Raw genomic sequence first — 23,080 nt, forward strand, 5'->3', positions numbered from 1 at the left:
TTATCGACTCGTACGTCGTCGATCGCGGCGCGCCGCCTGCTCGAGCAACGCCGCGAACGCCGCCTCATCCGCACGCAGCCCCCTCGGCGTGCGGCGCACCTCCAGCGTCGCGAGCAACCCGGCCTCGAACGTATCGAGCACCACCGGGTGGATGTAGCAGCGCCGGCACACGGCCGGCGTGTTGCGTAATGTGTCGGCGACGGTCCGCACCGTCTCGACGATCTGCTTGCGCGCATGCGTGACGCCCTGATGCGGGATGCGCCTCAACAGCGCAAGCGCCTGCACGCTGCCCGCCCACGTCCGGTAATCCTTCGCGGTGAACTCCGCTCCCGCGGCGTCGCGCAGATAGTCGTTCACGTCGGACGAGCCGACGGAATGGCGCACGCCGTCGTCGTCCAGATACTGGAACAACTCGTGCCCCGGCAGTTCCGCGCAGCGCCGCACGATGCGGCCGATGCGCGGATCCTCGACGGTCACGTCGTGCTCGATGCCGCTCTTGCCCGTGAAGCGCAGGCGCACCTGTCCCGGCCGGATCGTCACGTGGCGCTTGCGCAGCGTCGTCAGCCCGTACGACGCGTTCTCGCGCGCATATTCGGCGTTGCCGATCCGCGCGAGCGTCGTGTCGAGCAGTCGCACGATCGTCGCGACGATCTTGTCGCGCGGCATCCCCGGTAGCGCGAGATCGCGGTCGACACGCGCACGGATGCGCGGCAGCGCGCGGGCGAAGGCCGCCATCCGCGCGTACTTGTTCGCGTCGCGCGTCTCGCGCCACAGCGGGTGATAGCGGTATTGCTTGCGTCCGCGCGCATCGCGGCCGGTCGCCTGCAAATGACCGTTGGGGTCCGTGCAGATCCACACGTCGGTGTACGCGGGCGGAATCGCGAGCGCGTTGATGCGGGAGATTTCGTCGGCGTCGCGGATCCGTTCACCGTCCTTCGTGTAGTACGCGAAACCGTTGCGCAGCCGCCGCCGCGTGTAGCCGGGGCGGCGGTCGTCGACGTGGCGCAGCCGCACGGTCGAACTCGCGACGGCGGCTGCAAGGGCTTCGGCGGCACCGCGGGGCGTGGGCTTCTTCATGCTGCGATGCGGCAATCGACCGGAACATCCACGCGCAGCGTGCTGCGTTCATGCATGGCGGGCATTGTTGTTCTCCTTGTTGCAGGCGGGCCGCCGCGATGCGCGCGCGGGCCTGCCAGCGCGGCAGCAAGATTCGTGCGCCGTCGGCGGATTTGCCGGCGAGCCGCCTTCGCGCATCCCGCGCTGCCTGCCCGATGGCCGCTGCCGCGACCGCCCACACGCGGGCTGACGCCATTCCCGCCCACCCCCGCTAGCGGCACACCACCCGCTTAGGTGTTTATACGTATGCCGATACGGATATCGCTTCAATCCAAGATTTCATTGGAAGGTTATCGGACTTGTTCCTAGACTGATCCGGGGCATGCATACCGGGTTGGCGCGCAAGCGCAGGCCGGGCAGCCCGCACCGCATCCGCGCCACGCAGAATCAGAACAGCACAGCACCGCGCAAGGCCGGCGCAGCGGCATACAACGACACCATCGGAGACGGACCATGACATTCATCAGGAAGCTGGCGGCCGGCGCAATCGTCGTCGCGGCGACGGTGCTGGCCACCGGCGCGCACGCGCAGCAAAAACCTATCACGCTCGGGTTCTCGCAGGTCGGCGCGGAGAGCGCATGGCGCACGGCGAACACCGTGTCGGTGAAGAGCGCGGCGAAGGACGCCGGCATCAACCTGAAATTCTCGGACGCGCAGCAGAAGCAGGAGAACCAGATCCGCGCGATCCGCTCGTTCATCGCGCAGAAGGTCGACGTGATCGCGTTCTCGCCGGTCGTCGAGTCGGGCTGGGAGCCGGTGCTGACCGAAGCGAAGGCCGCGCATATCCCGGTGATCCTGACCGATCGCGGCGTCGACGTGAAGGATCCGTCGCTGTACGTGACGATGATCGGCTCCGACTTCCTCGAGGAAGGGCGGCGCGCCGGCCACTGGATGGAAGAGCGCTACAAGAACGACGCGGGCCCGATCAACATCGTCGAGTTGCAGGGCACGGTCGGCTCCGCGCCGGCCAACGATCGCCGCGCGGGCCTGCTGGAAGTGATCAAGAGCAATCCGAAGTTCAAGGTGATCGCGTCGCAAAGCGGCGACTTCACGCTCGCCGGCGGCAAGCAGGTGATGGAAGCGTTCGCGAAGACCTACGGCAAGCAGATCAACGTCGTCTACGCGCACAACGACGACATGGCGCTCGGCGCGATCCAGGCGATGGAAGAAGCAGGCATCAAGCCCGGCAAGGACGTGAGCGTGGTGTCGTTCGATGCGACCAAGGGCGGCTTCCAGGCGATGGTCGCGGGCAAGATCAACGTCGACGTCGAATGCAGCCCGCTGCTCGGCCCGCAGCTGATGACGGCGGTGAAGGACGTGGTCGCCGGCAAGCAGCTGCCGAAGCGCATCGTCACGAACGAGACGGTGTTCCCGATGAACGTCGCGGCGCAGGTGCTGCCGACCCGCAAGTACTGACTCCCGGACGAGGGCGGCGGCGCACGCTGCCGCCGTTCGGCAACCGCTTCGAAGCGAGGGCGTTTCATGACGAATCCGCCGGTGGTCGAGATGATCGGCATCGACAAGGCGTTTCCCGGTGTCCACGCGCTGCAGCGCGTGAATTTCCGGCTGTTTCCGGGCGAGATCCATGCGCTGATGGGCCAGAACGGCGCGGGCAAGTCGACGCTGATCAACGTGCTGACCGGCGTGCATGCGCACGACGCGGGCGAGATTCACGTCGGCGGCGCCCCGGTGCGCTTCGCCGCGCCGCGCGAGGCCGAGGCGGCCGGCATCCAGACGCTGTACCAGGAAGTGAACCTGTGCGCGAACCTGTCGGTCGCCGAGAACATCTTCGCGGGCCGGCAGCCGATGCGGCGCGGCGCGATCGACTGGAAGACGATCCATGCGCGGGCGCGCGCGGCGCTCGCCGAGCTCGACCTGTCGCTCGACGTCACGCGCTCGCTCGACGCGTATCCGATCGCGGTGCAGCAGATGGTCGCGATCGCGCGGGCCGTGTCGGTGGACGCGCGCGTGCTGATTCTCGACGAGCCGACGTCGAGCCTCGACGACGGCGAGGTCGCGCGGCTCTTCGACGTACTGCGCCGGCTGAAGGCGTCGGGCATCGCGATCCTGTTCGTCACGCATTTTCTCGAACAGACCTATGCGGTGTCCGACCGGATCACGGTAATGCGCAACGGCGAGCGTGAAGGCGAGTATCTCGCGCGCGACCTGCCGGTGGACAGCCTGGTCGCGAAGATGACCGGCCGCGCGCCGATGTCCGGCACGCTGCAGGCGGGAGCGGCGGCCGTGCAGCGCGATGCCGGCGCCGCCGCGCCGTTCCTGTCGATGCAGCAGGTCGGCCGGCGCGGGATGATGAGCCCGCTCGATCTCGACGTGCGGCCCGGCGAAATCGTCGGGCTGGCCGGACTGCTCGGCTCGGGGCGCACGGAAACCGCGCGGCTGGCATTTGCCGCGGAGCGCACCGACACCGGCGCGATCGAGATCGACGGCGCGCGCAAGCGGCTCGCGTCGCCGCACGACGCGGTGCGCAACGGGATCGCGTATTGCCCGGAGGATCGCAAGAAGGAGGGGATCGTCGCCGCGCTGTCGATCCGCGAGAACATCGTGCTCGCGCTGCAGGCGCGGCGCGGCTGGTGGCGGCTGATCAGCCGCGCGCGCCAGCGCGAGCTCGCCGATACCTACATCGCGCGGCTCGGCATCAAGGCGCGCGACGCGGAGCAGCCGATCGGGCTGCTGTCGGGCGGCAACCAGCAGAAGGTGCTGCTCGCGCGCTGGCTCGCGACGGAACCGAAGCTGCTGATTCTCGACGAGCCGACGCGCGGCATCGACGTCGCCGCGAAATTCGACATCATGGAGCGCGTGCTCGCGCTGTGCGCGCAGGGGCTCGCCATCCTGTTCATCTCGTCGGAGATCAGCGAAGTCGTGCGCGTGAGCCACCGGATCGCGGTGCTGCGCGACCGGCGCAAGGTCGCCGAACTGAGCGGCGCCGACGCATCGGAGGAACACGTGTACCAACTGATCGCGGGAGGCCGGTCATGATGCGGCTACGCACGTTGCTTCGCCATCCGCTCGTATGGCCGCTGTTGACGCTCGCGCTGCTGCTGGCGCTCGACGTCGCGCATCGGCCGGGCTTCCTGTCGGTCTCGCTGCTCGACGGCCACCTGTTCGGCGCGCCGATCGACATCCTCAACCGCGCGGCGCCGCTCGTGATCGTGTCGCTCGGGATGACGCTCGTGATCGCGACGCGCGGGATCGACATCTCGGTCGGCGCGATCGTCGCGATCGCCGGCGCGGCCGCGGCGATCGTGCTCGACGGCGATCCGTCTCGGCTCGGTATGGCGCTGGCCGCCGCGCTCGGCGTCGGCGTGCTCGCCGGTGCGTGGAACGGCGTGCTCGTCGCGTTCGTCGGGATGCAGCCGATCATCGCGACGCTGATTCTGATGGTCGCCGGACGCGGCATCGCGCAGTTGCTGACCGGCGGGCAGATCATCCCGATCGGCGCGCCCGGCTATCTGGAGATCGGCGGCGGCTATCTCGCGGCCGTGCCGTGCTCGGTGTGGATCGCGATCGCGACGATCGCGGCGACCGCGCTGCTGGTGAACCGCACCGCGCTCGGCCTGTTCATCCGCGCGATCGGCGTGAATCCGGTCGCGACGCGGCTCGTGGGGCTGCGCGCCGGCGCGGTCGTGTTCGGCGTGTATCTGTGTTCCGGCGTGATGTCGGCGCTCGCGGGCATCCTCGCCAGCTCGAACGTGCGCAGCGCCGACGGCAACAACGCGGGGCTGCTGCTCGAGCTCGACGCGATCCTCGCGGTGACGCTCGGCGGCACGTCGCTGCTCGGCGGCCGTTTCAGCCTCGCCGGCTCGGTGCTCGGCGCGCTGATCATCCAGACGCTCACCTACACGACCTATTCGATCGGCGTGCCGCCGGAGGCGACGCTCGTCGTGAAGGCGATCGTCGTGATCGTCGTGACGCTGATCCAGTCGGACGCGGCGCGCGCGCTGGTGCTCCGGCACGCGTCGCGGCTGCTGCCTTCCGCGCGTTCGCGCGCCACCACCGGAGCCACGCCCCGATGAACCGATTCCTCGCCCGCCTCGCCGATCCGCGCACGCTGCCGATCGTCGTGACGATCGTGCTGTTCGCCGCGCTGTTCGGCTTCGGATCCGTGATGTACACCGGCTTCTTCTCGATGCAGGTGTTGACCGGGCTGCTCGTCGACAACGCGTTCCTGCTGATCGTCGCGATCGGGATGACGTTCGTGATCGTGTCGGGCGGCATCGACCTGTCGGTCGGCTCGGTCGTTGCGTTGACAACGATCTTCTGCGCGGTCGGCGCCGAGCGGCTGCACTGGCCCGTGTGGGCGATCGTGCCGCTCGTGCTCGTGTTCGGCGCGCTGTACGGCGCGGCGATGGGCGCACTGATCCATTACTTCCGGCTGCAGCCGTTCATCGTCACGCTGGCCGGGATGTTTCTCGCGCGCGGCGCGTGCTTCCTGATCACGACGCAGTCGATCACGATCAACGAGCCGACGTTCCATGCGCTCGCGGGCATCAGCGTGCCGATCGGCGGGGGCACGCTGAGCGCGGGCGCGCTGATCGCGCTCGCGACGCTGGCCGCGGCAATCTACGTCGCGCATTTCACACGCTTCGGCCGCAACGTCTATGCGATCGGCGGCAACGAGCGCTCGGCGCTGCTGATGGGGCTGCCGGTCGCGCGCGCCAAGGTCGGCGTGTATGCGCTGAGCGGCTTCTGTTCGGCGCTCGGCGGCGTGGTGTTCACGCTGTACGTGCTGTCCGGCTACGGGCTGCAGGCGCAGGGGATGGAGCTCGACGCGATCGCCGCGACGGTGATCGGCGGCACGCTGCTCACGGGCGGCGTGGGCTACGTGATCGGGTCGGTGTTCGGCGTCGGCATCCTCGGCACGATCCAGGTGCTGATCACGTTCGACGGCACGCTGAGTTCGTGGTGGACGCGGATCGTGATCGGCGCGCTGCTGTGTGTGTTCTGCCTGCTGCAGCGGGTGATCGAGCGGCATGCGGCGCGGCGGCGTACCGGCGGCACCGGGCTCGATCCGAAACGCCGCAAGCGCGAGGCCGCGCAAGTCAGGCCCGCGGCGGCGGGCGACGATGCGGCGCTGGTGTCGACGATGCGGCGGTTGTAACGACTGTCGCGTCGGTGCGATCGTCGGCGCACCTGCGAGGGAGTGCGCGGCCCGCTGTTACTTGCTTCATGAGCGACGCGGCGATCACGCCGACCTTGCCATGTCCGGCTCCGCATCGAACGACGCATCGACGATGCCCATGCGTTTCAGCGACTCGGCGAGCCGTTCGATCGCGTGCAGATCGAGCGCGTCGAGACGCTCGCGCATCGCCTGCACGAACGCGGCATGGCGCGGCGCATGCGCATGCTGGCCGAGCCATTCCTCGATATCGGTGAGGCGGCCTTCGCTGGCGAGCACGGCCAGCTCGTCGAGCGCATCCGGCGACGGGCAGCGCATCGCATGCGCGTCGCTCAGCGATTCGTCGGGTTCGACCGGCTCGGGCGGCCGCATCAGCGCCGACGCCGGGATCAGCGCATGCCCGATCGCCGGGGCGACGATCTGGAACGTGAACGACGTGCCGACGCCCGGCTGGCTCGTCACGGAGAGCTCGCCGTTCATCGCGCCGACGATCCGCTGCGCGATGAACAGCCCGAGCCCGGTTCCGCCATTCACCGCCTGAACCTGCTGGTAGGCGCGGAAGATATCGCTCGTCTTGCCGATGTCGATCCCGATCCCGGTATCGGCGACCTCGAACACGATGCGCCACGCATCCCCCTGCGGATACGCGCCGACCGACAGCGTGACCGTGCCGTCGCGCGTGAACTTCGACGCATTCGACAGCAGGTTGAGCAGCACCTGCTGCAGCCGGATGCCGTCGATCGACAGCTTGCGCGGCAGCGGCGTCAGCGGCCGGTAGTCGAACCGGTTGTCCTGCTGCGAGCACAGCGCGAGCGCATAGTCGCCGATGTCGTTCAGCAGGCCGGGCAGGTCGGTCGCGTCCGGCGAAATGCCGAGCGGCTGCAGCTCGGACTTCGTGTATTGCAGCAACTCGTCGATCAGCGTGAGCTGGTAGCGGATGCTGCGGTCGATCGAGCGGATCAGCCGCGCCTGGCTGCGGGTCGCGCTTTGCAGCAGCAGCTTCGCGTAGCCGTTGATCGTCGATAGCGGCGCGCGCAGGTCGTGGCTCACGTAGCCGAGCGTCTCGATCTTCTGCTGCATGTGCGTCCTCGCCTGCTGCAGCGCGTCGTTGAGCGCGAACGTGCGTTTCGCGACCTCGTCGCGCAGGCGATCCTGTTCGGTGAGCTGCCACTGCTCGAGCCGCTTGCGCGCCTCGGTGCGTTGCCGCCCGACGTGGTGGATCCACGCGGCCAGCACCAGCAGGTGCGTGGCGAGCCCGATGATCGCGACCACGGGATTCGGATGGATGTCGGATTTCAGCCAGAGGAGCCACGCCGGTATCGCATCGCGTCCGTCGAGCACGCGCACCAGCATGTTGAAGCTCGCGAACCCGACGGCGATCAGCATCACGCGGGCGCTCGGCGTGCGCCGGATCGCGAAGGTCAGCGCGAGGCCGATGTTCACGACCGCCATCACGGTGTTCAACCGCAGGCAGAACCACGTGAAGGTGAGCAGGTCACCGTATGCCGCGCCGGCCATGCCGATGCATTCGAGCCCGAAGAACGCCATGTAGACGGCACGCATCGGCATGCTGGCCTTCTCGCGGTGCGCGACCATCAGGATGAATGCGATGAAGCAGGCGACCGACAGATAGACGAAGACCATTTCGGCGCGTGCCGACCATTCGTACGCGCCGGGCCACAGATACATCACGGTATAGCCGCGGTACGTCGCCTCGAACAGCGTCGTGCTCAGCGCCAGCACGGCCAGCACGACGAACATGCCGCTGCGTGAAAAGAATCCGATCAGCAGCGCGCACCAGACGAGTGCGAGCAGGCCGCCGAAGAAGCCGAAGTTCCACATCGCGGCGCGCAGTTCGTACGCGTGCCATGCAGTGGGCGTGAACACGGACGGCGCGAGCCGCATTTCCTTGCGCGACGTGATGCGGATCAGCACGGGCATCCGTTCACCCGGGCGCAGCGTCGTGTCGAGCGTCGGATATCGGGAAGCGGGATGGTCCGCGTCGCGGAGGCCGGCCGGGAAGCGTCCGGCGAGTGTCCATGCGCCGCTGCGCTCGACATAAAAGTCCGCGTGGTCGAGACGTGCGTCGCGAATTGCCAGCACCAGCGGGCGCTCGACGCTGTCGTGATTGACCAGCGTCGCGGCGACCCACCATGCCGAGCGGGAAAACTCGATATTGAACGACGGGCGCGCCGCGGACGCGGACGTGCCGGTTGGCGCAGCCGCGAGCCGCGCGGCGACCTGATCGGCGGACATCGTCGCGCCCGGATCCTCGACGATCGACACGGCGTCCAGTTGTGCGGCGTTTTCCGTCGCTTCGGCGCGGTGGGTCGCGCACGCGATCAGCGCCACCGCGAGCAGCAGGAAGGTGTGCCAGCCCGACGCGCGGCGCCTAGGCATCGCGCGGCTGATCATGCGTCGCGGGCAGTGCGTCGACCGCCGGACGCTGGCGCCGCCAGTCGGACGGCGTGATGCCGAACCGTTCGCGAAACGCCGTCGCGAAATTGCCCGGCGTCGAGAAGCCGATTTCCTCGGCGATGTCGCCGATCCCCATCGACGTCTCCGCGAGAAAGTGCTTCGCGGCGCGCAGCCGTGTGTCGCGCAGGTATTCGAACACGGTCTGGCCGAGATGATCGCGAAACACGCGCGACAGCCGCTTTTCGTGCGTGCCGACTTGCCGCGCGAGTTCCTCGAGCGTCGGCGGATTGCGCAATTCGCGCAGCAGCACGTCGCTCGCCGCGCGCACCAGCGCGGCGTCCGGATGGTCGGGCAACTCGGGGAGATGCGCGAACGGCTGGCTGCGCCGCGCGCGCTTCAGATGATTGCGGATCCGCGCAATGACCTCGACCGGTTCGAACGGCTTCACGATGTAGTCGAGCGCACCGGTTTCGAGCCCCGCGATGCGATCGTCGAGATCGGCAGCGGCGGTCAGGATGATGACGGGTATGTTCTGCGTCGACGGCGTCGATGCCAGCAGGCGGCACGCGGCGAAGCCGTCCATGCGCGGCATCCGGACATCCATCAGGATCAGGTCGGGCGCGACGGCTTGCGCGCGGTGATAGGCCTGCAGCCCGTCGAACGCGACACTGATCCGGCATCGCGCCGAACGCAGGATCTCCGTCAGTAGCCGCAGGTCGTTCGGTCGGTCGTCTACGACAAGAATGTGTGCGCCAACGAGATCCGGCGTGGCGCGCAGCGACGCCGGACTGGACGAGCGGGATGACATGGTTGCGAACGCGTTGGGGAGGTAGGCCGGGGTCGGACTCGATGCATCTATGCGCACGATTGTTGCAAAAAATTATATGACGACAATAGCGCCCGCGGTGGGGTTTCCGTGCGCCGCGTGTGGGCATGTTTGACAGTGCGCGCAACCTTCCTGGCGGCGCGCCCGCACCGCGAAAACGGGCTGGGAAAAAGTGCCGGGCCGGATATTAAATGCCGGTCGTTATTGCCGATTTGAATCGGCGTAAATGGAATTGGCCCGAATGATGGAACGAGTTGAAATGTATCGCGCAGGTAGCCGGTTTCGACGCGGATCGCGGTCATCAATTTCGTGTCTCCCTGATTAAGTTTTTATGGATCGCCGGTTAAAAATGCTTTCGCGTTTAAGTCGATCTGGATGCCGGAATGTATGAATGTAAATATCGTCCGGCCGGGAAAACAATTTGTCCGCTCGGGAAAAGGTTCGAGCACCGGAGTCCCGGCACACTAGGCCCGAAGTGGCGGGATCGGTTGTTCGGCAGAACGGCGTTCCACACGAATTTCATTTGTCGCGGCGGCATGTTTGAGTGCGCAATATTCAATGTGACATCGAGTGCTGACAATCTCAAATTCCGGGATTCCGGTGCTGCGACGAGGGTCGGCACGAGGGCAGTGCAAGCTTCCCACCCTTCGAATTGGCTTGATATAAGAGATGAAGGGAATGGGGTAGAAGCTGATGAGAGTGTGACATACAAGGCAACAAGAAATAGTTAAAGAAAGTCAGTCGATTAATTCGATGCAGGGGTCGTCCGGCCTATCGTCGTTTTTTTCCGGAAATCCGGAATCTCCGGCGCGCGCCTGGACGGAAAGGGGTGGGTGGGTTCGCGTCGGCCGCCGGGCAGTTCGGTCCTTCAGGCGGCGGTCGCGCGGGCGCGCTCTCGAATCAGGCGGCACGAAAAACATGAATATGAAAGGCACGGCAGATCACAGCACCGGTTCGCCCGAACCGGCGGCGGCTGTCAGCGTCCGCGGTCCGGCGGCGCATGCTTCATCCACCGGGGCCGCGCGACGTCATCCTCCCCCTGAATGACCCAGGACGGGCCGCCCGGCGTATTCGGCGCGGCTTTTGTCCACCGACGCTTCCTCATGAAATTCGAGTTCGCCGCCCACGGGCCGGCGCAACGGCGTGCGCACGCGTTTTTTGGCGCTGCGCCGCCCCGCACGCCGCCGCCTGATCGTCGAGCTCGACTTCCATGATTCGATAACCCGCGGTCGTCGCCGTGCATCGTGTCGTCCGACACGGGCGGCGTGCGGTCGTGTGATCGCGACGTGTGTCGCGCGTGTCGTGCAGAGCCGTTCAGCAGTTCAGTTAGGTATACGAAGCAAGTAGCGTGGCGTCGCGAGACGGGAGACAACGAAGATGGAGACGGTCAGCTCCCGGCCGCGTTCGCTGTTGCGTCATCCAGCACATGTGAACCGAGGGAAAACAAGATGAACAAGTCGTTCAAGTCGATCTGGAACGAAGCACTGGGGGCGTGGGTTGCGGCGTCCGAGCTCGATCGCGCGCGCGGCAAGCGGGTTGCGTCGTCGCGAAGCGCGTCCGCGCATGCGGCAGACGCGTGCGCCGTCGCGTGCATCGCGACGAAGCCGGCGCTCTCGCCCAGGCGGCTCGTCGTGATGACGGCGGCCGCGTATCTCGGGCTGTTTCAGGCCGGTGCGCATGCGCAATATTCGGCAGGTGGTGGCTCCGCGACCGGCGGCGCCAGTTCGACCGCGATCGGCAACGGGTCCGTAGCGTCGCAAGTGAATGCTACCTCCTACGGCAACCTGTCGACGGCGGCGGGCCAGTCGTCCACGGCGATTGGCCCCGGCGCGCGTGCGATGGCCGATGGTGGGACGGCCATCGGCATCAACTCGCAGGCGACCGGCCTCAACAGCGCGGCGCTGGGCGTGCAGGCGATCAGCAGCGGCGCTTTCTCGGTTGCCATCGGCAATCTGTCGAACGCGACGCAAAGCGGTGCGGTGGCGATTGGTAGCGGTGCGACCGCGAACGGCCTCGCCGCGATCGGACTCGGCAACAACGCGACCGCATCGGGCCAGTACGGGGCAGCGCTCGGCCTGGGTTCGGTCGCCGCGGGCGCGCAAAGCTTGTCGCTCGGCTTCATGTCCAATGCGACGAACACGGGCGCCGTTGCGGTCGGCAACCAGTCGACGGGTTCGGGCTCGGCCGCCGTTGCCGTGGGCAGCGGCGCGCTCGCTTCCGGAAACTCGGCGGTCGCGATGGGCGTCAACAGCGGGGCGAAGGGTACGTCGTCGATCGCCATCGGCTGGGGCGGCATCGCGGGCGTGCCGGGCTCGGGCACGCAGTCTCTCGGCACCAGTTCGATTGCGATGGGCTCGGGGACGACGGCCGGCGCCAACAACGCGGCCGCATTCGGCCTGAACGCCAATGCATCGGGCCTCAGTTCGATCGCGATGGGCGTGCAGTCGACCGCGACGCAGCAGTATGCCGTTGCGCTCGGCAATCTCGCGCTCGCGACCGGTATCTCGGCAAGTGCGCTGGGGCCGGGCGCGACGGCGTCGGCATTGAATTCGACGGCGGTCGGCATCAACAGCGTCGCGGCGGCGACGTCGACCGTCGCGATCGGCGACAGCAACTCGGTCGCCGCGGGCGCAGGTGCCGGCTCGATCGCCGGCGGCAACTTGTCGAAGGTCCTGGGCGGCACCGGCGCCGTCGCGCTCGGCTTTGGCCAGACCGTCAGCGGCAACGGCGCGGTCGCCATCGGCGACCCGAGCACCGCTATCGGCACCGGCGCGGTCACGGCCGGTTCGAACAACACCGCGAACGGCGACGGCGCGGTGGCGATCGGCAATTCGAACATTGCGCAAGGCATCGGGTCCGTCGCGCTCGGCAATACGTCGACGGCGGCAGCGGCGGGTGCGGTGGCGTTCGGTGCGTCCGCCGTGGCGAACAATGCAAACGACGTCGCGCTCGGCTCCGGATCGGTGACGGCCGCGCCGAATCCGACCGCCTCGGCCACCATCGGCGGTGTCACGTATACGTTCAACGGTGTCAATCCGGTCAGCGTCGTGAGCGTCGGCGGAGTGGGCACCGAGCGCCAGATCACCAACGTCGCGGCCGGGCGCATCAGTTCGACGAGCACGGATGCGATCAACGGCTCGCAGCTCGATGCGACGAACCAGGCGGTGACTTCGCTGTCGACGTCGACGTTGTCCAGCATCACGTCGTTGTCGACTTCGACGTCGACCGGGATCGGTTCGTTGTCCACGGGCCTCAGCTCGACCAATAGTTCGGTGACGTCGCTGTCGACGTCCACGTCGACGGGGCTGTCGTCGGCCAACAGCGCGATCACGTCATTGTCCACGTCGACGTCGACCGGCATCGGTTCGCTGTCCACCGGCTTGAGCTCGACCAACAGCGCGGTGACGTCGCTGTCGACGTCGACCTCGACCGGCCTCAGCTCGCTGTCCACCGGCCTGAGCTCGACGAACAGCACGGTCACGTCGCTGTCGACTTCGACGTCCACCGGCATCGGCTCGCTGTCCACCGGCCTGAGCGCGACGAACAGCAACCTCACCTCGCTGTCGACCGCCACGTCGACGGGCATCGGTTCGCTGTCGACGAGCCTCAGCTCGATCGTGAACAACAACACCAATCTCGGCAACAGCACGGCCGGCGCGATCGGCGGCGGCTCGACCTACGACCCGACGACCGGCACGATTTCGGCGCCGTCGTACGTGACGTACAACAGCGACGGCTCGACCACGATCAACAACAACGTCGGTTCCGTGGTCGACAACATCAACGCGCACGGCATCAAGTATTTCCACGCGAACTCGACCGCGCCGGACAGCCAGGCGATCGGCGTCGACAGCGTCGCAATCGGCCCGAACGCGATCTCGCTCGTGAACGGCAGCATCGCGCTCGGTTCCGGTTCGGTCGCCGATCGGCCGACGGCGCCGTCGTCGGGCATCATCCGTAACGGCACCGCGGCGATTCCGTTCAACACGACGGATCAGACGCTGCTCGGCGCGGTGTCGGTGGGCGACACGACGAACCGCACGTATCGCCAGATCACCAACGTCGCGGACGGCACCGGGCAGCAGGACGCTGTGACGGTACGGCAGCTGACCGGTGCATTGCAGTCGTTCGCGGTCACGGGCCAGAAGTACTTCCACGCGAATTCGACGGCCGGCGACTCGCTCGCGGTCGGCGCGGAATCGGTCGCGGTCGGGCCGACGACGGTGGTGAACGGCGACAACGGCGTGGGCATCGGCAACGGCGCGATCGTCGACCAGACCGCACCCGGCGGCGTCGCGATCGGGCAGGCCGCGAGTTCCGCGCAGGCCGATGCGATCGCACTCGGCAGCGGTGCGTCGGCCCTCGGCGCGCAGTCGGTCGCGCAGGGTGCCAATGCGTCGGCGGTCAGCGTGGGCAGCGTCGCGCTCGGCTCGGGTGCGCACAGCACCGCCACCGATGCGCTCGCGCTCGGCGCCGGTGCGTCGGCGACGCTCGCGAACAGCGTCGCGCTGGGCGCCGGTTCGCTGACCACGGTCGGCGCGCTGACGAACTACGTCGCGTACGGCCTGAGCAGCCCGCAGTCGTCGGCCGGTGAAATCAATATCGGCAACCGGCAGATCACGGGCCTCGCCGCCGGCAAGAACGGCACGGACGCGGTGAACGTGTCGCAGCTCGACTCGGTCGCGAACCAGTTGACGACGCTGATTACGCAACGCACGACCAATCTCGGCGGGCAGTACACGACGAACCCGCCGGGCGGCAACGTGCCGCCGGGGGCGAGCGGTTCGAATTCGTCGGCGGGCGGTTCGGGGGCGGTCGCATCGGGCTCGAACAGCACGGCGGTCGGCAACAGTTCGACGGCGTCCGGCAACGGCTCGACGGCGATCGGCGTCGGCTCGATCGCATCGGGCAACAACTCGACGGCGGTCGGCGCGGGCAGCAACGACGGCGGCCGCTCGAACGTCGTCGCGGTCGGCTCGGCGGATTCGCCGCGACAGGTCGTCAACGTCGCGGCGGGCACGCAGGGCACCGATGCGGTGAACGTGAACCAGCTGAATGCGGTCTCGAACCAGTTCACGCAGTCGCTGAACACGGTCAACAACCAGATCTCGCAGATGCAGCAGCAGATCCAGCAGACCGATTCGATGGCGCGTGAGGGGATTGCCGCGACGGCCGCGTTGGCGTCGATTCCGCACATGGACCGCGACTCGAACTTCGCGATGGGCGTCGGTACCGCGACGTTCCAGGGTCAGAAGGCCATGGCCGTCGGCGTGCAGGCGCGTCTCACGGAGAACCTGAAGGCGACGCTGAACGGCGGCTTCGCAGGCAGCCAGCGCGTCGTCGGCGCGGGCGTGCTGTATCAGTGGAAGTAATCGCGCGCGGCGGTCCGTTCCGGCACGCGCTGCCGGAGCGGACCACGTCGAACGCAACCGCACGCGGATGCGGCCGCGCCATCGCGCCGCACGCGCTGCGCCCATCGCATTTTCGGAGTAATCAAGTGAAAAACATCCAACTTGCCCTGCTGGCGTCCGTCGTTTCCCTCGCTGCCTGTTCGAGCGCGTCGGGGCCGACCTACAACGCATACGAATTGCAGTCCCGTGACGGCATCCGCACCTTCCGCGTCGACTGTCACGGCATCCTGTCGAGCGCGAAGACCTGCATGAAGGTCGCGACGCGCATGTGCGGCAACGACGCCGTGCGCGTGGTCGATACCACGACGCCGTACCGCGACGGCGCCGATCCGCACTCGATGGTGTTCCAGTGCGGCGCGGCACCCGCGCCGGTCGCCGCGGCCGCAGCGCCCGCGCCCGCTGCGGTCGAGAAGGTGAGCCTCACCGGCGATGCCTATTTCGCGACCGACTCGGCCGTGCTGACGTCGGCGGCCACCGCCGCGCTCGACAAGCTGCTGAACCAGCAAGGCGACCGGCATTTCGCGCGCGTGGAAGTGGACGGTTATACCGACGCGACCGGCTCGGATGCGCACAATCAAGCGCTGTCGAAGCGTCGGGCCGATGCGGTTGCGGCGTATCTGCGTGGACACGGCCTGAAGGCGGATGCGTTTGCCGCGACCGGGCATGGAGAAGCCAATCCGGCGGCATCGAACGATACCGTCGAAGGGCGGGCGCGCAATCGCCGGGTGGAAATCTCGCTGCAGAAGTAAGACATGGCGACGGGGTCGCCGCACGCGTGGCCGTCGTAACCGGACGGTTCGCGCGCGGCGGCCGTGCCGTGCGCCGCGCCGCCGGATACGCGACGGCGACGAAGGCAATGCGTCACGCGGTGCATGCGCGGCGTCGCCGTCGTCGTCGCAGGGACGACGCTGCCGCCGGGCGACTTGCGTCCGGCACGCAAGCGATCAACCACACCGGGCAGCCGATCAGTGCCGGATCACGCAGACGGCCACGATTTCGTATCCGGGGTCGGCATGCGTATTTGCCGCTTTTTCGGCTTCCTCATACGAACCGAAGGACGTCGCATCTTCAATCGCCGGTGCCATGCCGATATCGCCGTCCTCGGCAGTGCAGAGGAATTGCTCGCCGGTCTTCACGACGTACACGGACATCATGATTCCCTCCAGGGTTTGCAGGGGGAAATACCAGTCTAGCAGCCAGACGTGCACAATACCGGCATGCGAACCCCCGACCTTGAATGCCTTGTCACCGTTACCATGCCCTTCGGAAAATACAAGGGCCGACTCCTGGCCGACCTGCCCGGGCCTTACCTCAACTGGCTGGCGCGCGAAGGATTCCCGCGCGGCGAACTCGGCCGACAGCTCGCGCTGATGCACGAGATCGACCATAACGGTCTGAGGGAACTGCTGGCGCCCCTGCGCAAACCCGGCTATCCACCCGCCGATGCTGACATAAAATAACAAAAGGCTCTGTCGCGGATAAACCGCTGGCAAAAGAGGGGTGCCAACATGAGACGCCTTTATTTTCTCGTACCCGATACGCAGATGGCGAAGGCGATCGTCGATGACTTGCTGCGCGCCCGCATCATCTGGCGCCATATCCACGTTCTCGCCGATCACAGCGTCACGCTTGATGAGTTGCCCGAAGCATCTCTGCTGCAAAGCAGCGATGTCGTGCACGCGCTCGAGCGCGGCGTCGCACTCGGCGGCGCGACAGGCGCGCTCATCGGTCTCGTCGCGCTGGTATTCCCTCCCGCGCAGCTCGTGATCGCGGGCGGCGCCGTCGTCGGATTGACGGTGGCGGGCGCGGGTTTCGGCGCGTGGACGGCCGCGATGATCGGCATTGCCGAACCCAATGGGCGACTCGCGCGCTTTCGCGAGGCCATCCGGGAAGGCCAGATCCTGATCATGGCCGACGTGCCGCCGCTGCGAGAGGAGGAAATTTCGCAGATGGTCGCGCAGCATTTTCCCCAGGCGGACATGGAAGGCGGCGAGCCCACGACGCCGATCTTCCCCTGACACGCCAAAACCGGCACACGCGAACACCCGCGCTCATCGACGCGATTCGTCGGACGCATGTTCGCGTTGCCGCGACCGTGGGCGGCATTGCGTTGCGTTTCGGCGCGGCCGCCCGTGGCGTTGCCGAATCGCGGGGCGAACGTGTTGCGATGCGCTGCGCCGGCTCGGGCCCGGCGATTCCGAGTCGCATACGGCACAAATTTTTCGACGCGAACGGCGCGTTCTGAACCTGAGTGCTGAAGCTGAACCGTCAGCAAGGAGGTCATATGGAACTGCACATGCAATCGCACCATTGGGAACGGCGCACGCCGGACTGGGTCTCCGCTGCCGTGGCCGGCCTCGCGGGCGGTGCGCTGGTGATCGCGCTGGAATTCTTCTGGTCGACGCTGGTGCTCCATGAAAGCCCGTGGCGGCCGACCCACAAGATCGCCGCGATGGTGATGGGCCGCGGTGCGCTCAGCCAGTTGTCGCAATTCAACCTCGAAATCGTCGCGATGGCGCTGCTGCTGCACTACGTGCTCGGCGCGCTCATGGGGATGATGCTCGCCGCGATCATGGCGCCTTTCCGGTTCGATTCGAGCGTGGGTATGGAGGCGGTGATCGGGCTGGCGTTCGGGCTCGTCGCGTACCTGTGGAACTTTTATGTGATGACGGCCGTGTTCCCATGGTTCATCTCGGAGCGCGGTTCCGGCCCCTTGCTGGCGAACCTGCTGTTCGGCGTGGTTGCAGCCGTCGCCTATGGCCAGCTGGAGCGATGGCGCAGGCCGAGCAGGATGGAGTGACGCGCCGGCGCTGAACCTCCATCGGCCCCGCTAGACGGCCGCGTCGGCAATCCTGCCGGAGGCGGCCGCTTTTGCATCGCATCACCGCATGCGAAGCCGCCGTTCGCGCGTTTCGTGCGCGACATGCGCGGCGTGCGTCTGCGCGTTTCGCCGCCTTGCACGATGCAGGGCAGAGGACTACCTTTTCTTAAGAGCCGTCGTGGGCAGCGCGTCGCGAAGCGGCGCCGGCACAGGTGCCGGCGCGGACGATACGACGAATGCGAAATGCGCCGACGCGGCGCGACGACGCCAGCAGCGTCGTGTCGACGGCTCGGGTGCGTGACACGCAGCGAGGCGGCCTATGGCCCTTGCGATTGCTCTGGTCCTGATCATCGCAGTGGCGGTGGGGTTTCACTTTGCCAGCCCGTGGTGGATCACGCCGATCGCGTCGAACTGGGTGCGCATGGACGACATGCTGACGATCACGCTCGTCATCACCGGCGCGTTCTTCATCGCGATCAACCTGTTCATCGTGCTCGCACTGCTGCGCTACCGCCATCGCAGCGGCCGTCGCGCCGCGTACGAGCCGCACAACAGGCGGCTCGAATGGTGGCTGATCGGCCTGACCTCGATCGGCGTGGCCGCATTGCTGGCGCCGGGGCTCTTCGTTTATGCGGACTACGTACGACCGCCGCCCAAGGTGCTGCAGATGGAAGTGCTCGGCCAGCAATGGCAATGGCGTTTCCGCTTCGCCGGCCCCGCCGGCAAGCTGGGCACGACGAACGTGCGCTACATCAGCGACGCCAACCCGTTCGGCCTGAACCCCGGCGACCCCAACGGCCGCGACAACTACCTGATCGATTCATCCGAAGTGCACTTGCCGCTCAATCGGCCGGTCCAGGTGCTGGCACGGTCGCGCGACGTGCTGCACGACTTCTACGTGCCGCCGTTCCGCGCGCGGATGAACATGGTGCCCGGCATGGTGACCACCTTCTGGTTCACGCCGACCAAGGCCGGGCGTTACGACATCCTGTGCGCGCAGCTCTGCGGCATCGGGCACTCGAACATGCGCGGCGTGGTGGTGGTGGAAGACGAAGCATCGTTCTCGCGCTGGCTCGCGCGGCAGCCCACGTTCGCGCAGCGGCAGCAGGCGAACGTGCAGGCCGCGCCGGCCGCCGCGGGCGGCAGCGCCCAGGCGCTGGCCGACCAGGGCAAGGCGCTCGCGGCGGCCAAGGGCTGCATCGCCTGCCATACCGTGGACGGCACGCCGCGCGTCGGCCCCACGTGGAAGGGTTTGTACGGCAAGACCGAAACGATGGCCGACGGCAGCACCGCGAAAGTGGATGACGCGTATCTGCGCGCGTTCATCACCAACCCGACTGCCCGCGTGGTGAAGGGTTTCTCGCCGATCATGCCGCATTTCGACCTGAGCGATCAGGAACTGGCCGCGCTGGTGGCCTATATCAAGGCGCAAGGCGGGCCGGACGCCAGCAGCGCGGCGCAGCGCTAGCGGAGCACACCCCATGACTTACGCGCATTCCGATCACGCCCCGCAGAGCTTCTGGACACGCTACGTGTGGAGCCAGGACCACAAGGTCATCGCCGTGCAGTACGCGCTGACGGCCATCGCCATCGGTCTCGTCGGCCTGGTGCTGTCGAACCTGATGCGGCTGCAGCTCGGCTTCCCGGGCAAGTTCGCGTTCATCGACGCGAACCACTACTACCAGTTCGTCACGATGCACGGGATGATCATGGTGATCTACCTGCTGACGGCGCTGTTCCTCGGCGGCTTCGGCAACTACCTGATCCCGCTGATGCTGGGCGCGCGCGACATGGTGTTCCCGTTCCTCAACATGCTGAGCTACTGGGTCTATCTGCTGGCCGTGCTGGTGCTGACCGCAAGCTTCTTCGTGCCGGGCGGGCCGACCGGCGCGGGCTGGACGCTGTATCCGCCGCAGGCCATCCTGCCAGGCACGCCGGGCGTCGAATGGGGCATCGTGCTGATGCTGGTGTCGCTCGCGATCTTCATCGTCGCGGCAACGATGGGCGGCCTGAACTACGTCACCACCACGCTGCAGGCGCGCACGCGCGGCATGACGCTGATGCGCATGCCGCTCACGGTGTGGGGCATCTTCACCGCAACGATCATGGCGCTGCTGGCGTTTCCGGCGCTGTTCGTGTCGGCGGTGATGATGCTGTTCGACAAGACGCTCGGCACCAGCTTCTTCGTGCCGGCCGTGGTGTCGATGGGGCAGACGCTCAACCATGCCGGCGGCAGCCCGCTGCTGTTCCAGCACCTGTTCTGGTTCTTCGGGCATCCGGAGGTCTACATCGTCGCGCTGCCGGCGTTCGGCATCGCGTCGGACCTCATCAGCACGCACGCGCGCAAGAGCATCTTCGGCTACCGGATGATGGTGTGGGCGATCGTCATGATCGGCGCGCTGAGCTTCGTGGTCTGGGCTCACCACATGTTCATCGCCGGCATGAATCCGTACTTCGGCTTCTTCTTCGCCACCACGACGCTGATCATCGCCGTGCCAACGGCGCTGAAGGTCTACAACTGGGTGCTGACGCTATGGCGCGGCGATATCCACCTGACCGTGCCGATGCTGTTCGCGATCGGCTTCATCAGCACCTTCGTGCTCGGCGGGTTGACGGGGCTGTTCCTCGGCAACGTGAGCGTGGACATTCCGCTGTCGAACACGTACTTCGTGGTCGCGCACTTCCATATGGTGATGGCCGTGTCGCCGATCCTGGTGGTGTTCGGCGGCCTCTACCACTGGTATCCGCTGGTGACGGGCCGCATGTTGAACGACACGCTCGGGCGCCTGCACTTCTGGTTCACCTTCGTCGGCACCTATGCGATCTACTTCCCGATGCACTATCTCGGCGTCCTCGGCATGCCGCGACGCTATTACGCGTATGAAGGCTACAGCTTTATTCCGCACTCGGCGCAGACGCTCAATGCGTTCATCACCGTCGTTGCGCTGATCGTCGGCGTGGCGCAGCTGCTGTTCCTGTTCAACCTCGCGTGGAGCCTCAAGCACGGCAAGCGTGCCGACGGCAACCCGTGGCGGGCCACCACGCTCGAATGGCAGACGCCGCAATCGCCACCGGCGCACGGCAACTGGGGCGCGGCGCTGCCGGTCGTCTATCGCTGGGCATACGAATACAGTCCCGCAGGGCAGGCGGAAGATTTCGTCCCGCAGAACCGGCCGCCCGCGACGGCGCCCGAGCCCGCGCCCGCGCCGGCCCGGCCGACGCTTCACTCCGGCGAGGCACACGAATGACCACGCTGCCGCGCCCCTTCGGTCCCGACGCGCAACCGGCCTTGCCGAATGCGGGCCGCACGGGCCTGATCGTCTTCATGGCGGTGGCCACGACGTTGTTTTCGCTGCTGCTGCTCGCTTATGGGATGCGCATGCGCGAGCCCGACTGGCAACCGATTCCGCATCCGGCGCTGCTGTGGTGGAACACCGGTGCGCTGGTGCTGGCCAGCATCGCGATGCAGTGCGCCCGACGGATGACCTTGCACCGCGCGGTGTGGCTGGTATCCGGCGGCGTGCTGGCGGCGCTGTTCGTGATCGGGCAACTGACTGCGTGGCGCATGCTGTCCGCCGCCGGGCAGACCGTCAACGTCAATCCTTCCAACAGCTTCCTGTACCTGCTCACCGGCCTGCACGGGCTGCATGTGCTGGGCGGGCTGGTGGCCTGGGTCGTCACGATCGCGCTTGTGCGGCGCGCGGACCCGTTCCGGGCCCAGCGCGCCATTGCGCTGTGCGCGACCTACTGGCATTTCCTGCTGGCTGTCTGGCTCGTGCTGCTGGCGGCGATGTGGTGGATGACCCCCGCGATCGTCGCCGCCATCTGCGGGCCGCTGTATGGAGCCGCGCCATGACCGTGCCCACGCTCCCCACCGAGTCTTCCGTCGGCGAATCTGCCGACATCGCCCCCGCCGACGCCGTGCCTGACGGCTGGCGCGGCATCGTCACCGACTGGGCGGGCGACCGCGAAGCCTTCAAGGTGCCGTGGGGCAAGGCGATGATGTGGATCTTCCTGCTGTCGGACACCTTCGTCTTCAGCAGCTTCCTGATCGGCTACATGTCGGTGCGCATCTCGACCACGGCGCCGTGGCCCGATACGTCCAAGGTATTCGGGCTCACGGTGGGCGGCGTGGATGTGCCGTTGCTGCTGATCGCGATCATGACGTTCATCCTGATCAGCAGCAGCGGCACGATGGCGATGGCCGTCAACTTCGGCTACCGGCGCAACGCCAAACGCGCCGCCGTGCTGTTGCTGGCGACCGCGCTGCTGGGCGCGGCCTTCGTGTCGATGCAGGCGCTCGAATGGACGAAGCTGATCGTCCATGAAGGTATCCGGCCATGGGGCAACCCGCTGGGCGCGGCGCAGTTCGGCGCGTGCTTCTTCACGATCACCGGGTTCCACGGCTTTCACGTGACCTGCGGCGTGATCTACCTGCTGCTGATCGCACGCAAGGTGCTGCAGCCGGGGTTCACCGAGCACGGCAACTTCCAGATCGTCGAGATTGCCGGGCTGTACTGGCACTTCGTCGACCTGGTGTGGGTGTTCATCTTCGCGTTGTTCTACTTGTGGTGAGGCAGGCCATGGACCACACCGATTCCGCCGATCGACCCGACGCCGCGCACGGCCAGCAGCATCCGATCGGCGTCTACCTGAAGATCTGGGGCCTGCTGTTCGTTCTGAGCACGTTGTCGTATCTGGTCGACTACTTCCACGTGCAGGGCGTGCTGCGCTGGGTGCTGATCGTCGTGCTGATGATCGCGAAGGCCGGGCTGATCGTGTCGATCTTCATGCACATGATGTGGGAGCGGCTGGCGCTGGTGTACGCGATCCTGGTGCCGCCGCTGTGCCTGCTGGTCCTCATGGTGCTGATGGCCGCCGAAGCGCATCACACGTTCGGCATGCGGTCACTCTTCTTTCACTAATTCCCGGGCATCCGTTCAAGGGAGACGCTCATGAAATTTTCACGCCGACGTTTCATTACGGCGACCACCGTGCTGGCTTCCGCGCTGGCCGTGGGCCGTCGCGCGGCGGCGGCGGATGCCGTTGTCGTGCAGGAATCCGATGCAAACGCGCAGGCGCTCGGCTACAAGGCCGACGCCAGCCGGGTCGACCGTAAGAAGTTCCCGAAATTTCAGCCGGGCGAGGCCTGTGCGAATTGCCAGTTCTACCAGGGCAAGGCCGATGCCGCGATGGCGCCGTGCGCCATTTTCGGCGGCAAGCAGGTCAATGCGAAAGGCTGGTGCAGCGCCTATGCGAAAAAGGCGTAGCGCGCAGGGCGGCGTGATGGGCTGCCCGCGCGGCGCACCGGGGCGAGCACATACAATGTGAGCGTCCGTCGGCCTGCGCTT

General features: G+C 67.0%; 19 protein-coding genes. 15 read left to right on the forward strand and 4 right to left on the reverse strand.

Going from position 1 to position 23,080, the window contains the following annotated elements; all coding sequences use genetic code 11:
* Window positions 1–1,077, reverse strand: coding sequence for a DNA topoisomerase IB (locus FFI87_RS30275; RefSeq protein ID WP_012372268.1), 1,077 nt, complete (start codon window positions 1,075–1,077; stop codon window positions 1–3).
* A gap of 492 nt (window positions 1,078–1,569) precedes the next feature.
* Here FFI87_RS30275 and FFI87_RS30280 point away from each other — a divergent pair, with 492 nt between their 5' ends.
* From FFI87_RS30280 to yjfF, 4 genes are all read left to right on the forward strand, one after another.
* Window positions 1,570–2,532: an ABC transporter substrate-binding protein gene (locus tag FFI87_RS30280; RefSeq protein ID WP_138850835.1), complete on the forward strand. Its 963-nt coding sequence runs from the start codon at window positions 1,570–1,572 to the stop codon at window positions 2,530–2,532.
* Window positions 2,533–2,598: 66 nt separating this feature from the next.
* Window positions 2,599–4,113 (forward strand): sugar ABC transporter ATP-binding protein, encoded by a 1,515-nt coding sequence (locus tag FFI87_RS30285; protein WP_138850836.1) that lies wholly within the window; start codon window positions 2,599–2,601, stop codon window positions 4,111–4,113.
* A complete protein-coding gene (locus tag FFI87_RS30290) occupies window positions 4,110–5,150 on the forward strand; it encodes an ABC transporter permease (protein WP_012372271.1) in 1,041 nt (346 codons plus the stop codon). The genes FFI87_RS30285 and FFI87_RS30290 overlap by 4 nt, the downstream gene beginning before the upstream one ends.
* Window positions 5,147–6,235, forward strand: a complete 1,089-nt coding sequence (gene yjfF, locus FFI87_RS30295; RefSeq protein ID WP_138850837.1) for a galactofuranose ABC transporter, permease protein YjfF — start codon at window positions 5,147–5,149, stop codon at window positions 6,233–6,235. The genes FFI87_RS30290 and yjfF overlap by 4 nt, the downstream gene beginning before the upstream one ends.
* Window positions 6,236–6,319: 84 nt before the next feature.
* Here yjfF and FFI87_RS30300 read toward each other — a convergent pair whose 3' ends face one another.
* Complete coding sequence (locus FFI87_RS30300) at window positions 6,320–8,653, reverse strand: sensor histidine kinase (RefSeq protein ID WP_012372273.1); 2,334 nt, start codon at window positions 8,651–8,653, stop codon at window positions 6,320–6,322.
* Entirely contained in the window at window positions 8,646–9,479 is an 834-nt protein-coding gene (locus tag FFI87_RS30305) for a response regulator (RefSeq protein WP_138850838.1), read from the reverse strand. Before FFI87_RS30305 ends, FFI87_RS30300 begins: the two co-directional genes overlap by 8 nt.
* A gap of 1,466 nt (window positions 9,480–10,945) precedes the next feature.
* On the opposite strand from FFI87_RS30305, the gene FFI87_RS30310 reads away from it, so the two are divergent.
* Together FFI87_RS30310 and FFI87_RS30315 are read left to right on the forward strand one after the other, a co-directional pair.
* Entirely contained in the window at window positions 10,946–14,869 is a 3,924-nt protein-coding gene (locus FFI87_RS30310; RefSeq protein ID WP_138850839.1) for a YadA-like family protein, read from the forward strand.
* A 125-nt stretch (window positions 14,870–14,994) separates the two neighbouring features.
* Window positions 14,995–15,657, forward strand: coding sequence for an OmpA family protein (locus tag FFI87_RS30315; protein WP_138850840.1), 663 nt, complete (start codon window positions 14,995–14,997; stop codon window positions 15,655–15,657).
* A gap of 216 nt (window positions 15,658–15,873) precedes the next feature.
* On the opposite strand, the gene FFI87_RS30320 is transcribed toward FFI87_RS30315, so the two are convergent.
* Complete coding sequence (locus FFI87_RS30320; protein ID WP_012372277.1) at window positions 15,874–16,062, reverse strand: hypothetical protein; 189 nt, start codon at window positions 16,060–16,062, stop codon at window positions 15,874–15,876.
* A 63-nt stretch (window positions 16,063–16,125) separates the two neighbouring features.
* Here FFI87_RS30320 and FFI87_RS30325 point away from each other — a divergent pair, with 63 nt between their 5' ends.
* The 9 genes from FFI87_RS30325 to FFI87_RS30365 all read left to right on the forward strand — a co-directional run bounded on the left by FFI87_RS30325 (window position 16,126) and on the right by FFI87_RS30365 (window position 22,999).
* Window positions 16,126–16,368: a DUF3820 family protein gene (locus tag FFI87_RS30325; protein ID WP_011661079.1), complete on the forward strand. Its 243-nt coding sequence runs from the start codon at window positions 16,126–16,128 to the stop codon at window positions 16,366–16,368.
* A 48-nt stretch (window positions 16,369–16,416) separates the two neighbouring features.
* Window positions 16,417–16,926 carry a hypothetical protein gene (locus tag FFI87_RS30330; protein WP_011661081.1) on the forward strand — a complete coding sequence of 170 codons (510 nt, stop codon included), beginning with the start codon at window positions 16,417–16,419 and terminating at the stop codon, window positions 16,924–16,926.
* 266 nt (window positions 16,927–17,192) lie between these two features.
* A complete protein-coding gene (locus FFI87_RS30335) occupies window positions 17,193–17,708 on the forward strand; it encodes a hypothetical protein (protein ID WP_012372279.1) in 516 nt (171 codons plus the stop codon).
* Between the two features lie 340 nt (window positions 17,709–18,048).
* A complete protein-coding gene (locus FFI87_RS30340) occupies window positions 18,049–19,197 on the forward strand; it encodes a c-type cytochrome (RefSeq protein WP_138850841.1) in 1,149 nt (382 codons plus the stop codon).
* 13 nt (window positions 19,198–19,210) lie between these two features.
* On the forward strand, window positions 19,211–20,977 hold the full coding sequence (gene ctaD / locus FFI87_RS30345; protein WP_138850842.1) for a cytochrome c oxidase subunit I: 1,767 nt from the start codon (window positions 19,211–19,213) through the stop codon (window positions 20,975–20,977).
* Window positions 20,974–21,585: a cytochrome c oxidase subunit 3 gene (locus FFI87_RS30350; protein ID WP_138850843.1), complete on the forward strand. Its 612-nt coding sequence runs from the start codon at window positions 20,974–20,976 to the stop codon at window positions 21,583–21,585. Before ctaD ends, FFI87_RS30350 begins: the two co-directional genes overlap by 4 nt.
* The gene (locus FFI87_RS30355) at window positions 21,582–22,304 is read left to right on the forward strand and encodes a heme-copper oxidase subunit III family protein (RefSeq protein WP_138850844.1); all 723 of its coding nucleotides are present in this window, start codon (window positions 21,582–21,584) and stop codon (window positions 22,302–22,304) included. The genes FFI87_RS30350 and FFI87_RS30355 overlap by 4 nt, the downstream gene beginning before the upstream one ends.
* 8 nt (window positions 22,305–22,312) lie before the next feature.
* Window positions 22,313–22,654, forward strand: a complete 342-nt coding sequence (locus tag FFI87_RS30360) for a cytochrome C oxidase subunit IV family protein (protein WP_138850845.1) — start codon at window positions 22,313–22,315, stop codon at window positions 22,652–22,654.
* A 30-nt stretch (window positions 22,655–22,684) separates the two neighbouring features.
* Window positions 22,685–22,999 (forward strand): high-potential iron-sulfur protein, encoded by a 315-nt coding sequence (locus FFI87_RS30365; RefSeq protein WP_138850846.1) that lies wholly within the window; start codon window positions 22,685–22,687, stop codon window positions 22,997–22,999.
* Window positions 23,000–23,080 lie beyond the last annotated feature (81 nt).

The sequence above is a fragment of the Burkholderia sp. KBS0801 genome (assembly GCF_005937855.2).
GTDB lineage: Bacteria > Pseudomonadota > Gammaproteobacteria > Burkholderiales > Burkholderiaceae > Burkholderia > Burkholderia ambifaria.

Excerpts from the sequence above, each read along its gene's own strand:
- FFI87_RS30275 (WP_012372268.1), bottom strand. The coding sequence starts at position 1,077 with ATGAAGAAGCCCACGCCCCGCGGTGCCGCCGAAGCCCTTGCAGCCGCC.
- FFI87_RS30280 (WP_138850835.1), top strand. The coding sequence starts at position 1,570 with ATGACATTCATCAGGAAGCTGGCGGCCGGCGCAATCGTCGTCGCGGCG.
- FFI87_RS30285 (WP_138850836.1), top strand. The coding sequence starts at position 2,599 with ATGACGAATCCGCCGGTGGTCGAGATGATCGGCATCGACAAGGCGTTT.
- FFI87_RS30290 (WP_012372271.1), top strand. The coding sequence starts at position 4,110 with ATGATGCGGCTACGCACGTTGCTTCGCCATCCGCTCGTATGGCCGCTG.
- yjfF (WP_138850837.1), top strand. The coding sequence starts at position 5,147 with ATGAACCGATTCCTCGCCCGCCTCGCCGATCCGCGCACGCTGCCGATC.
- FFI87_RS30300 (WP_012372273.1), bottom strand. The coding sequence starts at position 8,653 with ATGCCTAGGCGCCGCGCGTCGGGCTGGCACACCTTCCTGCTGCTCGCG.
- FFI87_RS30305 (WP_138850838.1), bottom strand. The coding sequence starts at position 9,479 with ATGTCATCCCGCTCGTCCAGTCCGGCGTCGCTGCGCGCCACGCCGGAT.
- FFI87_RS30310 (WP_138850839.1), top strand. The coding sequence starts at position 10,946 with ATGAACAAGTCGTTCAAGTCGATCTGGAACGAAGCACTGGGGGCGTGG.
- FFI87_RS30320 (WP_012372277.1), bottom strand. The coding sequence starts at position 16,062 with ATGATGTCCGTGTACGTCGTGAAGACCGGCGAGCAATTCCTCTGCACT.
- FFI87_RS30325 (WP_011661079.1), top strand. The coding sequence starts at position 16,126 with ATGCGAACCCCCGACCTTGAATGCCTTGTCACCGTTACCATGCCCTTC.
- FFI87_RS30330 (WP_011661081.1), top strand. The coding sequence starts at position 16,417 with ATGAGACGCCTTTATTTTCTCGTACCCGATACGCAGATGGCGAAGGCG.
- FFI87_RS30335 (WP_012372279.1), top strand. The coding sequence starts at position 17,193 with ATGGAACTGCACATGCAATCGCACCATTGGGAACGGCGCACGCCGGAC.
- FFI87_RS30340 (WP_138850841.1), top strand. The coding sequence starts at position 18,049 with ATGGCCCTTGCGATTGCTCTGGTCCTGATCATCGCAGTGGCGGTGGGG.
- ctaD (WP_138850842.1), top strand. The coding sequence starts at position 19,211 with ATGACTTACGCGCATTCCGATCACGCCCCGCAGAGCTTCTGGACACGC.
- FFI87_RS30350 (WP_138850843.1), top strand. The coding sequence starts at position 20,974 with ATGACCACGCTGCCGCGCCCCTTCGGTCCCGACGCGCAACCGGCCTTG.
- FFI87_RS30355 (WP_138850844.1), top strand. The coding sequence starts at position 21,582 with ATGACCGTGCCCACGCTCCCCACCGAGTCTTCCGTCGGCGAATCTGCC.
- FFI87_RS30360 (WP_138850845.1), top strand. The coding sequence starts at position 22,313 with ATGGACCACACCGATTCCGCCGATCGACCCGACGCCGCGCACGGCCAG.
- FFI87_RS30365 (WP_138850846.1), top strand. The coding sequence starts at position 22,685 with ATGAAATTTTCACGCCGACGTTTCATTACGGCGACCACCGTGCTGGCT.